The sequence below is a fragment of the Streptomyces sp. NPDC060205 genome (assembly GCF_042728395.1).
In the GTDB taxonomy this organism is placed as follows: domain Bacteria; phylum Actinomycetota; class Actinomycetes; order Streptomycetales; family Streptomycetaceae; genus Streptomyces.
Map to the genome: position 1 here is coordinate 1 of NZ_JBHWZP010000241.1, position 14,290 is coordinate 14,290.

The following is a 14,290-nucleotide window of genomic DNA, read 5'->3' on the forward strand; positions in this document are numbered from 1 at the left end:
GGTCGTGTGTGGCTGAGCGCGCCGTTCCCCGCGCCCCTTACGCGGCTACGGCGCGCCCACCGTCGCCGTCTCTCGGACGAGGTCCAGCTCGGTCAGAGTCATGTCGCGCCCGGCAGGGCCCCGCGTGCGCCACAGCCAGCCGATGTCCCGGCCGAACGACCAGGTCAGCAGGGCCAGGGCGAGGGCGACGACGCCGAACGTCAGGGCGTACGGGAGGAAGCCCGCGCCCGCGAGGAGCAGCAGCACCCCCTGCAGCGCGGCCACCGTCTTGCGCGCGGTGCTCGGCGGGAGCGCGTTGTTCAGCCAGGGCAGGAACCTCGCGGCCGCCACGAACGCGTACCGCATGCCGCCGATCAGCAGGGCCCACGCCCCGACCGTCGTGGAGACGTACACGCTGAGCACCAGGATGAGGAACGCGTCGACCTCCATGTCGAAGCGCGCCCCCAGCGCCGTGGAGGAACCGGTGCGACGGGCGACCTTGCCGTCGACCGCGTCGAGGATCAGGGCCATCGCGGTGAGCGCCACCAGGACCGTGACCGGCGGCGGGCTCTGGAAGGAGTCGGCGACCAGCGCGGTCACCCCGCCGACCAGGGTCGCCCGGCCGAGCGTCACGCGGTTGGCGGCTCCGAAGGAGCGGGGCCGCGTGCGGTGCAGGGCGCGTGAGAGCACCGCCCAGGTCGCGAGTCCGAACGCCAGCCCGGTGAGCCAGCCCGCGGGGCCCAGGCCGATCGCCGTGCCGAGCACGGTCAGCAACAGCAGTTGCACGCCCGCTCCCACGGCCGTCTCCTGCTGCAAGAGCCTCGCGTCGTACGTGTTGTTCAGGGCCACCGCACATCCTCCGGCCAGGTGACAGAGTCGATCATTGCCGCGTACCTTGTGCGCGGCTTCGCAAAGGTCGGTACGTGGCCCGCCGCCCGATCGTTCAGCCCGTTCCCTCAGCCGATTCACATGAAGTCCTCAGGAGGATGCCGAATGGACCGCTCCGCCCGCTCCTTCTGGCTCAGCTCTCCCGGCCGCGGCGAACTCCGGGACACCCACCTGCCGGAACCCGCCGAGGGCGAGGTCGTGGTGCGCACGCTCTTCTCCGGGGTGAGCCGCGGCACGGAGACGCTCGTCTTCCGCGGAGGGGTCCCGGAGAGCCAGTACGCCGCCATGCGCGCGCCCTTCCAGGAGGGCGACTTCCCCGGGCCCGTCAAGTACGGCTACCTGAACGTCGGCACTGTGGAGGAGGGGCCCGCCGACCTCCTCGGACGGACCGTCTTCTGTCTCTATCCGCACCAGAGCCGGTACGTCGTCCCCGCGAGCGCGGTCACCCCCGTGCCGGAGAACGTGCCCGCCTCACGCGCCGTGCTGGCCGGCACGGTGGAGACCGCCGTCAACGCCCTCTGGGACGCGGCCCCCCTCATCGGCGACCGGATCTCCGTGATCGGCGCGGGCATGGTCGGCGCGAGCGTCGCCGCGCTGCTCGCCCGGTATCCCGCCGCCCGCGTCCAGTTGATCGACGCCAACCCGGCACGCGCGGAGATCGCACAGGCCCTGGGCATCGAGTTCGCGCTCCCGCAGGACGCCGCCGGGGACCGCGACCTCGTGGTCCACGCGAGCGCCACCGAGGCCGGACTGTCCCGCGCGCTCGAACTCCTCGCCCCGGAGGGCACGGTCCTCGAACTGAGCTGGTACGGCGACCGCAAGGTCACCCTGCCGCTCGGCGAGGCGTTCCACTCCCGCCGTCTCACCGTCCGCAGCAGCCAGGTCGGTTCCGTCTCGCCCGCCAGGAGCGCCCGCCGCACCTACGCCGACCGGCTCGCCCTCTCCCTCGAACTCCTCGCAGATCCCGCGTTCGACACCCTGATCACGGGCGAGTGCGCCTTCGAGGACCTGCCCGGGGCCATGGCCGCGCTCAGCACGGGCGAGACGACCGCGATGTGCCACCTCGTGCGCTACGACGCGGACCCGAGGACGCTGTAGACCCGGGTACCCGGGTACGACGACGCGGACCCGAGGCAGACGCAGGCCCGAGTACGCGTCATCCTGAGCCGGGGCCCACATCCCACTCCGCTCGCAAGCGGTCACGTCCGCACACCGTGTAGCCAAAACCCAACGCCGGTAATCAAGTTCGCACCACGCGCCCAACTGACACCCCTGTCCCGGTGAACGTGTCCGAAACTCCGACCCGAACCCTCTGAACACGGAGAACGGACCGGCCGTACTACACGGCACGCCCCGGCAGAGGGGTCAGACGCACCGCACCTGGAGGGTCGTCCGTTGTTCAGCATCACCGTCCGCGATCACCTGATGATCGCCCACAGCTTCCGCGGAGAGGTCTTCGGACCCGCGCAGCGACTGCACGGAGCGACGTTCCTCGTGGACGCCACGTTCCGCCGCGCCGAGCTGGACGACGACAACATCGTCGTCGACATCGGACTGGCCACCAGGGAACTGGGGGAGGTGGTGGCCGAGATGAACTACCGGAACCTCGACAACGAGCCGGTGTTCGCCGACACCAACACCTCCACGGAGTTCCTGGCGAAGGTCGTCGCCGACCGCCTCGCCGAGCGGGTGGAAAAGGGAGCACTGGGCGAAGGAGCCCGCGGACTGGCCGGCATCACGGTCACCCTGCACGAGTCGCACATCGCCTGGGCGAGTTACGAGCGTGCCCTGTGAGCTCATACGCCGACATCATCCCCATGTCCCTGCGCGCCATGCACTTCGTGATGCCCGGCGGAGTCAACGACACGACCATGCCGAGCGGCGGCAACGTCTACGACGCCCGCGTCAGCCTCGATCTGCCCGGCTTCGGCTGGCAGGTGCACAAGCACGCCATCGACGGCAGCTGGCCCCGGCCCGGGGCGGCGGCCCGCGACGAACTGGCCCGCACCCTCGCCGAGCTGGCCGACGGCACGGTCGTCCTGCTCGACGGGATCGTCGCCTGCGCGGTCCCCGAGATCATCGTCCCGGAGGCCGAACGGCTGCGGCTGGTCGTCCTCGTCCACCTGCCGCTCGGCGACGAGACCGGGCTCACGCCCGAGGTCGCCGCCGACCTGGACGCCCGGGAGCGCCACACCCTGCGTGCCGTGCCGGCCGTCGTGGCCACCAGCGAGTGGGCGGCCCGCAGGCTCGTCGCCCACCACGGCCTCGCGCCCGACCGTGTCCATGTCGCCACCCCCGGCGCCGACATCGCACCGCTCGCCGCCGGCACGGACGGCGTCTCCCGGCTCCTGTGCGTCGCCTCGGTCACCCCGCGCAAGGGCCAGCACCGGCTCATCGAGGCCCTCGCCACCGTCACCGACCTGCCCTGGACCTGCGCCCTCGTGGGCGGCCTCGACCACGACCCCGAGTACGTGGACCTGCTGCGGGACCTGATCGAGCAGCACGGCCTCGGCGACCGGCTGGAGCTGGCCGGACCCAGGTCCGGTGCCGCACTCGACGCCAGCTACGCCTCCGCCGACCTGATGGTCCTCACCTCGTACGCCGAGACGTACGGCATGGCCGTCACCGAGGCGCTGGCCCGCGGGATCCCCGTACTGGCCACGGACGTCGGCGGTCTCCCCGAAGCGGTCGGACGCGCGCCCGACGGCGGGGTGCCCGGGCTGCTCGTCCCGCCGGAGAACCCCGCGGCGCTCGCCGCGGAACTGCGCGGCTGGTTCGGCGAGGCCGATGTCCGCCGGCGCCTCAAGGCCGCCGCGCGGGCCCGCCGGGCATCACTCGGAGGCTGGGCCGCGACGGCCCGGAGTCTGTCGGGTGTCATGGGGCGACTGAAGAGCGAGGCAAGGAGGGGGGCGGCATGAGCGGCACCAGTACAAGCACGAGTACAAGTACCAGTACGAGCACGAGTCCGGGCGTCGGTACGAGCGCGGCGCCGGCGGAGGACCCGGGGGCGGGGGAGCGCGTACGGGACACAGGAACGATTCGGCTGGGCGACCGCACCCGCGGTGAGGCAACCGACGACACCACCCGCTACGCGCCCGAGTGGCTGCAGCTGCGCGAGGGCGTCGACGCCTCGGCCCGGGCGGCCGAACTGCTCGATCCGCTGCGGATCCGGCTCGCGAACCTGCCGGGACGGGCGGGCGGCTTCGTCATCCACGACCTGGGCTGCGGCACCGGCTCCATGGGCCGCTGGCTCGCGCCCCGGCTCGACGGCCCCCAGCACTGGGTGCTGCACGACCGGGACCCGTACCTGCTGCACTTCGCGGCCGTCGGCTCGCCCCGATCGGCCGCCGACGGCAGCCGGGTGACGGTGGAGACCCAGCGCGGCGACGTCGGCCGGCTGACCGCCGACGCCCTGGCCGGGGCCTCGCTGGTGACGGCCTCCGCACTTCTCGACGTCCTCGACGCCGACGAGATCGAGACACTGGCCGCGGCCTGCGCCGGAGCCGGCTGCCCCGCCCTCCTCACCCTCTCGGTGGCGGGCCGGGTCGAACTCACCCCCGCCGACCCGCTGGACGCCGAGATCGCCGACGCGTTCAACGACCACCAGCGGCGCGGGAGCCTGCTCGGCCCCGACGCGGTCAGCGCGGCCTGCGACGCCTTCTCCGGGCACGGCGCGACCGTACGGGTGCACCCCAGCGCCTGGCACCTCGGCCCGGACGAGTCCGCGCTGACGGCGGAGTGGCTGCGCGGCTGGGTCGGCGCGGCCGTCGAGCAGCGACCCGAACTGGCGGCCCGGGCAGAGACGTATCTGCGTGAGCGTCTCGCGGCCTGCGAGGCGGGGGAGCTGACCGTGGTGGTCCACCACAGCGATCTGCTCGCGCTGGCCCGGCCGGCCGGGGGCGTGTGATGGGCGCGGGAACCGTGGCGCGCCAGGAGCGGCCACCGGCCGCCCCGGACGAGGAGCTGTCGGCGGCGGTCCACGCCGGCGACCCGGTCGAGGCGACGGAGCGGACCCACGCCGACGCGCACCCCGGCGCACCCGCCGCGGGTCCGCGCGGCGGCCGGACGGGCGGCGCCCGCTCCGGCGTCCGGTTCCTGCGCACCCACTTCGGCACCATCGCCGGCGTCGTCATCCTCACGGTGCTGACCTGGCGTCTCGGCACCGGAGTCTTCCTGGACGGTCTGCGCCGCATCGACGGGGTCACCCTCCTCGCGGCGCTCGGCATCGGCCTGCTCACCACGGTGTTCAGCGCCTGGCGCTGGTGCGTGGTGGCCCGGGGCATGCGCCTCGAACTGCCGCTGGGCGCGGCCGTCGCCGACTACTACCGCGCGCTGTTCCTCAACGCGGCCCTGCCCGGCGGCGTCCTCGGGGACGTGCACCGGGCGGTACGGCACGGGCAGAGCGCCGGGGACGTCGGGCGCGGCGTGCGCGCGGTCGTCCTCGAACGGGTCGCGGGACAGGCCGTGTTGGCCGCGGTCGGCGTGGCCGTCCTGCTCACCCAGCCCTCGCCGGTCCTGTCCGAGACCCGGCACCTCGTCGCGCTGCTGGCGGTCGTCTCGGTGTGCGGGGTCGTCACCGTCGGCGCCGTCCGCGGCAGGGGCCGTGCGCCGCGTACCTCCCGCCGCTTCCGGGCCGTGCGGGGCGCGCTCACCGAGGCCCGCGGGGCGCTGCTGGCGCGCGGCAGCTGGCCGGGTGTGGTGTTCTCGTCCGTCGTGGTCCTCGCGGGACACGTCCTGATGTTCCTGCTCGCGGCCCGGGCGGCCGGATCGGCCGCGCCCGCCGCCGAGCTGGTGCCCCTGGCGCTGCTGGCCCTGATCGCCATGGGACTGCCGCTGAACGTCGGAGGCTGGGGGCCCCGGGAGGGCGTCACCGCCTGGGCGTTCGGCGCCGCGGGCCTGGGCGCGACCCAGGGCCTGACCGTCGCCGTCGTCTACGGCGTCCTCAGCTTCGCCGCGAGCCTGCCCGGCATCGCCGTCCTGGTGGGGCGCTGGTACGGGGGACTGCGCGGCCCGCGCGAGACCCGCGACGCGGCGGCCGGCGCGGACCCGGACGCGCGACCGCGGTCATCGGGACAACGGCCGCCGGCCCGCGCCGAGGGGAACGGAGACGCTCAGTGCGGATCGACGGCCGGCGGTACGCGCGGTACGAGCGGCACCATCGGTACGCCGGAGTCGGATGTCAGTAGCGAGAAGTACGCTCCGAAGGAGTCGGCGAGCGAAGCGAGAAGTTCCTTCCCCTTCTCGGCGGACGCCCTCGAAGGGCGGCCGATGACACCGGACTTGGTATAGGCCGACATACCGAGGGAGAGCAGATGCCGACGGTCGTCGGCGACGAAGTCGGAGGTCTCGTAACCAGGCCTGAGATATTCGGGATCGGTGTGCAGCAGAATGGAGGTCTCGATTTCCCCCGCATGCATATCGGTGAGCAGCGAGGTTTCCACCCCGGCCGCCTCCCGCGCCGTTTCCCAGTCCTCGACCGCCGGGAACAGAGCCATTCGAGCACCGGCCGCGGAGGATTCCTGAACGACATTGCCCAACACGTAATTGCCGCCATGACCATTGATCAGTACGAGTGTGTCCACGCCCGACCGACGCAGCGAATCGGCTATGTCCCGCACCACCGCATGGAGTGTCACGGAGGAAATGCTCACCGTTCCCGGCCAGGCCGCGTGTTCGTGGGAGCAGGAGATCGTCACCGGAGGAAGGAGATGAACGGGGAATGCGGCAGCGACCTCCCGGGCGATCGCACACGCCACGAGCGTGTCGGTCGCCAGCGGAAGATACCGGCCGTGCTGCTCGAAGCTGCCGACGGGGAGCACGGCGACCTGCCGGCCGGCGCCGGCGCCTCGTGCGCGCACATCCTCCGTGGTGTCCGTCGGCAAGGCCCTTGACTCCGTGAGCCGTATTTCCGAACCGCCCGAATTGACCATGTTCTCGCGACCTTTCGTCTCTGCTTAGGAACCAGAATCATGACAGAAATAGATGGCGTACTCGCCGGGAAATCCCAGTCCGCAGGCGTCGAGCGGGTCGTGAGTTCTCCGCTGCCCACCGTGCACGGTGATTTCGAGGCCGTCGGCTACCTGGACCGTACTCGCGGAGACGAACAAGTGGCCCTGGTGTACGGCGACATACGGGGCGCCCGCGGTGAGGGAATTCTCACCCGGCTGCACTCCGAGTGCCTGACCGGGGACGCGTTCGGGTCCCGGCACTGCGAGTGCGGCCCGCAACTCACCACCGCGCTGCGGGAGATCGCCGCGGAGGGCCGCGGGGTCCTGATCTACCTCCGGGGGCACGAGGGCCGCGGCATCGGTCTGCTGGCCAAGCTCCAGGCGATGAAGCTCCAGTCGGAGGGCCTCGACACGGTGGAGGCGAACCTCGCGCTCGGCCTGCCCGTGGACGCCCGTGACTACGGCGTGGGCGCGGACATCCTGCACGACCTCGGTGTCCGCTCGGTGCGGCTGATGTCCAACAACCCGCGCAAGCGCGAGGCGTTGGTCCGCAACGGCATCCGCGTCGACGCGCAGGTGCCCCTGCTGATCCCGCCCTGCGACGACAACATCACCTACCTGCGCACCAAGCGCGAGCGCCTGGACCACGACCTGCCGCACCTGGACGCGGTGGTCGGCCACCGGGTCTGACCGCCGGCCGCCCCTGCGGACCGTCCGCCCGCCGCGCCGGATGTGGTGACACCGGCGCGGACTTGGGAAGGGATGGGGGATGACCTCAGACCTCGGAACGGTCCGCCCATGACCGCCGTGCCGGCGCGCGCGGACGTCGTCGTCATCGGCGGCGGGGTGATGGGGACGAGCATCGCCTGTCACCTCGCGCGGGCCGGAGTGCCCGACGTGGTGCTGGTCGAGCGCGACGAACTGGCCTCCGGGTCCACGGCGCGCGCCGCGGGAGGTGTCCGCGCGCAGTTCTCCGACGAGCTCAACATCCAGCTCGGCGCCCGCAGCCTGGAGGCGTTCGGCCGCTTCGAGGAGGAGACGGGCCACGACATCGGACTGCACCGCGTCGGCTATCTCTTCCTGCTGTCGACGCCCGGGGAGGTCGAGGCGTTCGAGGCCGGGGTCCGGCTGCAGAACGCTCTCGGCGTCCCCAGCCGGATGACCGACCCGGCCGAGGCCCGCCGCCTCGCCCCGCTCATCACCACCGACGGACTGCTGGCCGCCGCCTTCTCCCCCGACGACGGCCACTGCACACCGGAGGCGGTGGTGCACGGATACGCGGCCGCCGCCCGCCGCCACGGCGCGACGATCGTCCGGCACTGCGAGGTCACCGGCATCGACAAGCGCGGCGGCGACATCACGGCCGTCGTCACTCGGCAGGGCCGGATCGCCACGTCCGCCGTCGTCTGCGCGGCAGGCGCCTGGTCCCGGGCCGTCGGCGCGATGGCGGGCGTGGACCTGCCGGTGGAGCCCCTGCGCCGCCAGATAGCCGTCACCGAGCCGATCCCGGACCTCCCGCCCGGCCTCCCCATGACCATCGACTTCACCAGCAGCCTGTACTTCCACACCGAGGGCCCCGGCCTCCTCGTCGGCATGTCCGACCCCGACGAGCGACCCGGCTTCGCCACCGAGACGCACGACCGCTGGATCCCCCGCCTCTACGAGGCCATGGAGCGCCGCGCCCCCACCCTGCTCGACGTGCGCAGGACGGGCGGCTGGGCGGGCCTGTACGAGATCACCCCGGACCACAACGCCCTGATCGGCGAGGCCGCCCACGTCTCCCGCTTCCTGTACGCGACCGGGTTCTCCGGGCACGGCTTCCTCCAGGGACCCGCCGTCGGAGAGGTGGTCCGCGATCTCTACCTGGGGCAGGATCCGTTCGTCGACGTCACCCCGCTGCGGGCCGACCGGTTCGCCGCCGACGCCCCGAGACCGGAGGTCAACCTCGTATGACCGAGCTGCACCTGTGGCTGCGCCACGAGACCCGTACGACCGAGCGGCGCACCCCGGTCGTGCCGTCCGACGCCCGGCGGCTCGTCGAGGCAGGCGTGACCCTGACCGTCGAGGAGTCCCCGCAGCGGGTCTTCCCCGCCGAGGCGTACGAGGCGGCCGGCTGCCGGATCGCCCCGGCGGGCTCCTGGAGGGGGGCGCCGGACGACGCGGTGATCGTCGGCCTCAAGAAACTGCCGGACGCACCCGAAGGGCCGGGGGAGTCCCCCGACGAGGCGGCGGCGTTGCGGCACCGGCACATCTTCTTCGGGCACGCGTACAAGGCGCAGCCGGGCGCCGAGGTACTGCTGCGCCGCTTCGCCGCGGGCGGCGGGACCCTGTTCGACCTGGAGTACCTGGTGGACGGGGACGGGCGCAGGCTCGCCGCGTTCGGCTACTGGGCGGGCTATGTGGGCGCCGCCCTCGCGGTCCTGCACCACCGAGGCAGGCTGACGGCTCCACTGCGGCCCACGTCGAAGAAGGAACTGGACGACGCACTCCACCCGGCCGCCGGCGACGAACGGTTCGCCCCGCTGGTGATCGGGGCGCTGGGCCGCTCCGGACGCGGGGCACGGGCGGCGCTCGCCGAGGCGGGCCTCGAACCCACCTGCTGGGACCTCCCCGAGACCCGCGCCCTGGACCGACCGGCCCTGCTGGCCCACGAGTTGATGGTGAACACGGTACTCACCACCGGCCCCTCCACCCCGTTCCTCACCGGCAAGGACCTGGCCGACCCCGGCCGCCGGCTGCGCACGGTGTGCGACGTGACCTGCGACGTCGGCTCCCCGTACAACGTCCTGCCGGTCTACGACACGGTCACCGACTGGGCGGAGCCCGTGCGGCGTCTGCACGAACGGCCCGCCCTCGATCTCATCGCCATCGACAACCTGCCGTCCCTGCTCCCCGAGGAGGCGAGCACCGACTTCTCGGCGGCGCTGACACCCCTGCTCCTGGAGTTCGGGGTGGGCGGGGAGTGGGGCCGCTGCCTGGACCGCTTCACGCAGGCGTGCCGCGAACTCGGCGTACGGGAAGCCGGGTCGGACGATGTCTGAGCCGGCCGCACCCGACTCCGTACCCGTCCCTGTCCCCGCACCCGGGTCCGGCCTCGTGCCGCCCTCCGGGACCGTCCACTGGATCGGCGCGGGCCTGTCCACCGGCAGCGGGCTCGCCGCGCTCTGCGAGGCGGCCGACCGCGTACGGCTGTGGCACCGCACGGAGGAGCGGGCCGGGCAGGCACTGGCGGCACTCGGCCTCACCGGTCGCGCCGCACCCCGCGCCTACACCCTCGCGGCCCTCACCGCCGAACTGGCCCCCGGGGACGTGGTGGTCTCCATGCTGCCCGCCCCCGAGCACACGGGACTGCTCGCCGCCTGCGTGGCGGGCCGCGCGCACTTCGCCTGCTCCAGCTATGTCTCCGACGCGGTACTGGACCAGGTCCCGGCAGCCACGGCCGCCGGGGTGGTCGTCCTGACCGAGGCGGGCCTCGACCCCGGCATCGACCACCTCTTCGCGCACAGCCTCATCGCCCGCGCCCGTGCGGAGATCGGCGCGGACACCGCGGCCGAGGTGAGCCTCACCTCGTACTGCGGAGGCGTCCCCGCCGTCCCGAACGACTTCAGGTACCGCTTCAGCTGGGCCCCGGCAGGCGTCCTGGGCGCCCTGCGCTCGCCCGCCCGTTACATCGAGTCCGGCGCCGGGACGACGGCCCCGCGCCCTTGGGAGGCCACCCGGCCCCATGAGGTGGACGGGGAGACCTTCGAGGTCTACCCGAACCGCGACAGCGTCCCGTTCGTCGGACAGTACGGACTGCCGCCCGCCTGGAAGCCGCAGACGTTCATCCGCGGCACGTTGCGTCTAGACGGCTGGTCGGAGGCGTGGCAGCCGGTGTTCGACCAACTTGTCGGCGGAGACGATCGGTTGATCGCCGGCCTTGCCCGCGACCTGGCAGCCCGCTACCCGACAACCGACGCCGACCGCGACCGGGTGGTCCTCGCGGTGACGTTGGAGGTGAGGAGCGGATCCGGGCACAGGTGGTCGGGTCGCTACCTCCTGGACCTGGAGGGGGACGCGCGGGAGAGCGCGATGGCGCGCTGCGTCTCGCGAACGCTCGCGGTCGGAGTACGGGCGATCCTGCGGGGCGCCCTGCCACCGGGCCTGAGCCGCGCGGCGGAGACACCGGAGCGCTCGGAGGAATGGCTCACCGAACTGCGGGGCGAGGGGCTCCACTTCACGCTCAGGGTCGGCGACTGAGCCCGTCGGCAACGACGGCGGGCGCCGCCCCCGGGTGACGCCCGCCCACGCCACGGACTCTCAGCCCGCCAGGGCCTCGTGGACGAAACTCTTCAGTTCGTGGAAGGACAGCATTCCCGCCGGGCGCACCTGGGTCATGAACTGGACGGTCAGGTCGTTGCGGGGGTCGACCCAGAAGGTCGTGCCGCCCGCGCCGCTCCAGCCGTACGAGCCCTCGCTCTCCGGGGACGGTGTGCGGGCTGCGTCCACCACGACCGAGACGCCGAGGCCGAAGCCCAGGCCCGCGTTGTCCGGCTGCCCGTGAATGGGCCTGCTGCCGAAGGCGTGCAGGTCGGCGGGGAGGTGGTTCGTCGCCATGGTGTCCACGGTCTCGGGGGACAGGAGCCGGACGCCGTCGAGTTCGCCGCGGCGGCGGAGGAACTCCATGAAGCGGTGGTAGTCGCCGGCCGTTCCCACCAGGCCGCTGCTGCACGAGAGCAGCCGCGGACGCTCGTGCACCGGCGGGCCCGGAACGGGGACGATCCCGCCCTCCTTGTCCTCCGGGTCCTCCTGGTAGAGGACTGCCAGCCGGTCGGCCCGCTCTCCGGCGACCCAGAAGCCTGTGTCGGTCATGCCCAGGGGCGCGAAGACCCGTTCGGCGAGGAACGTGTCCAGCGGACGGCCCGTCACCACCTCGATGAGACGGCCGACCACATTGGTCGCGACCGAGTAGTTCCACTGGGTCCCCGGCTCGAACTGCAGGGGCAGACGCGCGTACAGCTCGCACGCCTCGGCGAGATCCGCCTCCTGCGGTGCCTGGATCTCGATGCCAGCGGCGCGGTAGAGGGCGTCCACGGGATGCGTGCGGTAGGCGCCGATGGTCAGGCCCGCGGTGTGCGTCAGCAGATGCCTGACCAGGAGCGGGCCGTCGGCCGGGCGGGTCCTGAGGTCGTCGCCCGCGCCGCTCTCGTAGACCCGCAGGTCCGCGAAGGCCGGCAGATGGCGGGAGACCGGGTCGTCGAGGCCGAGCAGGCCCTCGTCGTGGAGCATCAGCGCGGCGACGGAGGCCACCGGCTTGGTCATCGAGTAGAGCCGCCACACCGTGTCGGCGGTGACGGGGGTGCCGGACTCCCGGTCGCGCAGACCGTACGACGTGAGATGCGCTACACGTCCGTGACGGCTCACGGAAACGAGGTACCCGGGAAGGAGGCCGTCGTTCACGCGACGGGCGAAGAACCGGTCGAGACGGTCCAGGGCCGCCGGGTCCAGACCGACCTCCGCCGGATCCACTTCTTGCTGCAACTGGTCCATGTCTGCCTCCGGTTGACGGTCTGAAAGCGGCGGAAAAGGGATACGGGCGAGCGGTCGGCGAACAGGCGTGGAGATCGGGAAGCGCTACGAGAGTAGCTGTGTGGGGGGTGTCCTCCGGATGAAATTCTCGGCCGCGGCCGGACCCGTACGAGGGCTCGTGGAGCGGTGTGCCCAAGCATCACCGGTCCCGGGACACCACACCGGCGCGCGGGGCGCGCGGTGGAGGAACGTGTGCGTCAGTGCGCTGAACTGCGGCTCCACCTCGGATCCGTAACGCTCGGACCCGCGTCTCCAGAGGTGAATGGCTGCCGTGTGCACGGACGGTCGGCGCGGCCGGCTCACGTCACGGACCGTACCCGTCCGATGACTACGCAGCGTGAGGCAACCATTCTCCAGTTCGATTCGTATATCTCCGTGGAAGCCCTGTGGATCCGCCAGGTAACGTGACGCCGGAGCGTCACGATCCGCTTGGTCGGATCCGCACCGAGCAAGGAGAACCGATGCGACCGTTCGCGCTCAACTACGCCCGTCCGGCCCAGCAGTTGGAGGTCAGCGCTCCGTATGCCTATGACTCCAGACTGCAATTGAATGTGTTTCCCGACGGGCGGCTGGCCGCGCATGACTACGCCGTGTTGCGGGAGTTGGGCTCCACGACTTCCACAGCGGGCTCAAAGACCCACTTCGACGACTGATTCCGGACCCCCGACGATGACGGTTCTGATCCTGACGTGCGAACAGGATGTGACCGCGGACATGGTGGTGGCGGAGCTCGACAGGGGCGCCGTCCCGGTCGTCCGCCTCGATCCCGCGGACCTTCCCGGCCCGGTGGCCCTGTCCGGGGAGTACGTGCGCGGCACCTTTCGCGGGCATCTGTCCGCCGGCGGCAGGCTGGTGAGCATGGGCGGTCTGCGGTCCGTCTGGATCCGCCGGCCCGGTGCGGCGGCCTCCCGTGCCGCCGAGCCCTCCGACTGGCTGACCGAGGAGTCCGCGCAGGCGCTCTACGGCATGCTGCGCTCCACCGACGCACGCTGGATGAACCACCCCGACGCGGCCCGCCGGGCCCGTCACAAGCCCTGGCAGCTGTCACTGGCGCAGCGCTGCGGACTGCCCGTACCCGCCACTTTGATCACGACGTTCCCGCAGGCGGCCCGGGACTTCGCGGACCGCTTCCCGGATCTCGTGGTCAAGCCCGTGTCGGGCGCGCACCCGCAGGAGCCGCCCCGGGCGGTGCCCACCAGCCGGGTCGCACCCGGCACAGACTTCGCGGCCGTCGCGTTCGGCCCCACCCTGCTGCAACGGCGGGTGGTCAAACGGGCGGACATCAGGCTCACCTGCGTTGGCGAGCGGATGTTCGCCGCGCGCAAGGCGGTCGCGCCGGACGCCGATCCCGACGAGGTGGACGTCCGGTTCGCGGCCTCGGAAGCGCTGTGGCGGCCGGTGGACACGCCGTCGTCCGTCGCGGCCGGGGTCCGTACGTACCTCCGGGAGGCCGGGCTGGCCTTCGGAGCGTTCGACTTCGCCGAGGACGCCGAGGGGATGTGGTGGTTCCTGGAGTGCAACCAGTCCGGGCAGTTCGGGTTCGTCCAGATCGAGTCCGGCCAGCCGATCGCTGCGGCGGTCGCGGGCTGGCTGGCCGCGCCCTCGCCGCCCGGCGCGCGCCCCGACGGTGCGCGGGCGTGGGCGATGGAGGGCCACTGAGCCGGCGCGTGCGGCTGCGCCTGCGGCTGGCGGGGGAAGCGTGTTCGGCTGCGGGCCGGTGGGGGCCGTTCGCGCAGTTCCCCGCGCCCCTTTGGGGTGGCTGGGGAAGCGGTCTCGGCTGCGGGCCCGGTGGGGGTTGGCCGCGCCGTTCCCCGCGCCCCTTTGGGGCTTGCGAGGGCCGGGTGCGTAGTTCTGCGCGGCCCTGAACGGGCAAAAGCTGGGGCGTAGCCCCGCTTTTGAGGGGCGCG

General features: G+C 72.6%; 13 protein-coding genes and 1 pseudogene. 11 read left to right on the plus strand and 3 right to left on the minus strand.

Translation table 11 applies throughout. The features are described 5' to 3' along the window. Window positions 1-45 precede the first annotated feature (45 nt). Window positions 46-828 carry a CDP-alcohol phosphatidyltransferase family protein gene (locus ACFWGJ_RS31820; RefSeq protein WP_387331614.1) on the minus strand — a complete coding sequence of 261 codons (783 nt, stop codon included), beginning with the start codon at window positions 826-828 and terminating at the stop codon, window positions 46-48. Between the two features lie 144 nt (window positions 829-972). Between ACFWGJ_RS31820 and ACFWGJ_RS31825 the strand changes: the two genes are divergently transcribed. From ACFWGJ_RS31825 to ACFWGJ_RS31845, 5 genes and pseudogenes are all read left to right on the plus strand, one after another. Next, a complete protein-coding gene (locus ACFWGJ_RS31825) occupies window positions 973-1,965 on the plus strand; it encodes a zinc-binding alcohol dehydrogenase (RefSeq protein WP_387331616.1) in 993 nt (330 codons plus the stop codon). A 297-nt stretch (window positions 1,966-2,262) separates the two neighbouring features. Further along, window positions 2,263-2,661 (plus strand): 6-carboxytetrahydropterin synthase, encoded by a 399-nt coding sequence (locus ACFWGJ_RS31830; RefSeq protein ID WP_055513514.1) that lies wholly within the window; start codon window positions 2,263-2,265, stop codon window positions 2,659-2,661. A gap of 23 nt (window positions 2,662-2,684) precedes the next feature. After that, complete coding sequence (locus ACFWGJ_RS31835; RefSeq protein ID WP_387331631.1) at window positions 2,685-3,785, plus strand: glycosyltransferase family 4 protein; 1,101 nt, start codon at window positions 2,685-2,687, stop codon at window positions 3,783-3,785. Beyond that, window positions 3,782-4,774 carry a class I SAM-dependent methyltransferase gene (locus tag ACFWGJ_RS31840; RefSeq protein WP_387331618.1) on the plus strand — a complete coding sequence of 331 codons (993 nt, stop codon included), beginning with the start codon at window positions 3,782-3,784 and terminating at the stop codon, window positions 4,772-4,774. The genes ACFWGJ_RS31835 and ACFWGJ_RS31840 overlap by 4 nt, the downstream gene beginning before the upstream one ends. Then, window positions 4,774-5,769, plus strand: a pseudogene (locus ACFWGJ_RS31845) (lysylphosphatidylglycerol synthase transmembrane domain-containing protein); the annotation flags it as partial. The gene ACFWGJ_RS31840 and the pseudogene ACFWGJ_RS31845, both read left to right, overlap by 1 nt. Before the next feature lie 209 nt (window positions 5,770-5,978). Here the strand turns inward: ACFWGJ_RS31845 and ACFWGJ_RS31850 are convergent. Then, window positions 5,979-6,797, minus strand: a complete 819-nt coding sequence (locus tag ACFWGJ_RS31850) for a creatininase family protein (RefSeq protein ID WP_387331620.1) — start codon at window positions 6,795-6,797, stop codon at window positions 5,979-5,981. A gap of 39 nt (window positions 6,798-6,836) precedes the next feature. Here ACFWGJ_RS31850 and ribA point away from each other — a divergent pair, with 39 nt between their 5' ends. The 4 genes from ribA to ACFWGJ_RS31870 all read left to right on the plus strand — a co-directional run bounded on the left by ribA (window position 6,837) and on the right by ACFWGJ_RS31870 (window position 11,054). Then, entirely contained in the window at window positions 6,837-7,505 is a 669-nt protein-coding gene (gene ribA / locus ACFWGJ_RS31855; RefSeq protein ID WP_107016903.1) for a GTP cyclohydrolase II, read from the plus strand. Window positions 7,506-7,613: 108 nt separating this feature from the next. Further along, entirely contained in the window at window positions 7,614-8,768 is a 1,155-nt protein-coding gene (locus ACFWGJ_RS31860; RefSeq protein ID WP_387331622.1) for an NAD(P)/FAD-dependent oxidoreductase, read from the plus strand. Then, window positions 8,765-9,856 (plus strand): saccharopine dehydrogenase, encoded by a 1,092-nt coding sequence (locus tag ACFWGJ_RS31865; protein WP_387331624.1) that lies wholly within the window; start codon window positions 8,765-8,767, stop codon window positions 9,854-9,856. Before ACFWGJ_RS31860 ends, ACFWGJ_RS31865 begins: the two co-directional genes overlap by 4 nt. Next, on the plus strand, window positions 9,849-11,054 hold the full coding sequence (locus ACFWGJ_RS31870) for a saccharopine dehydrogenase family protein (protein ID WP_387331626.1): 1,206 nt from the start codon (window positions 9,849-9,851) through the stop codon (window positions 11,052-11,054). The genes ACFWGJ_RS31865 and ACFWGJ_RS31870 overlap by 8 nt, the downstream gene beginning before the upstream one ends. Window positions 11,055-11,114: 60 nt before the next feature. Here the strand turns inward: ACFWGJ_RS31870 and ACFWGJ_RS31875 are convergent, their stop codons facing one another. Beyond that, a complete protein-coding gene (locus ACFWGJ_RS31875; RefSeq protein ID WP_387331627.1) occupies window positions 11,115-12,344 on the minus strand; it encodes a serine hydrolase domain-containing protein in 1,230 nt (409 codons plus the stop codon). A 500-nt stretch (window positions 12,345-12,844) separates the two neighbouring features. Between ACFWGJ_RS31875 and tgmA the strand changes: the two genes are divergently transcribed. Beyond that, window positions 12,845-13,036 (plus strand): putative ATP-grasp-modified RiPP, encoded by a 192-nt coding sequence (gene tgmA / locus ACFWGJ_RS31880; protein ID WP_107016910.1) that lies wholly within the window; start codon window positions 12,845-12,847, stop codon window positions 13,034-13,036. A 16-nt stretch (window positions 13,037-13,052) separates the two neighbouring features. Continuing rightward, on the plus strand, window positions 13,053-14,042 hold the full coding sequence (tgmB, locus tag ACFWGJ_RS31885; RefSeq protein WP_387331629.1) for an ATP-grasp ribosomal peptide maturase: 990 nt from the start codon (window positions 13,053-13,055) through the stop codon (window positions 14,040-14,042). Window positions 14,043-14,290 lie beyond the last annotated feature (248 nt).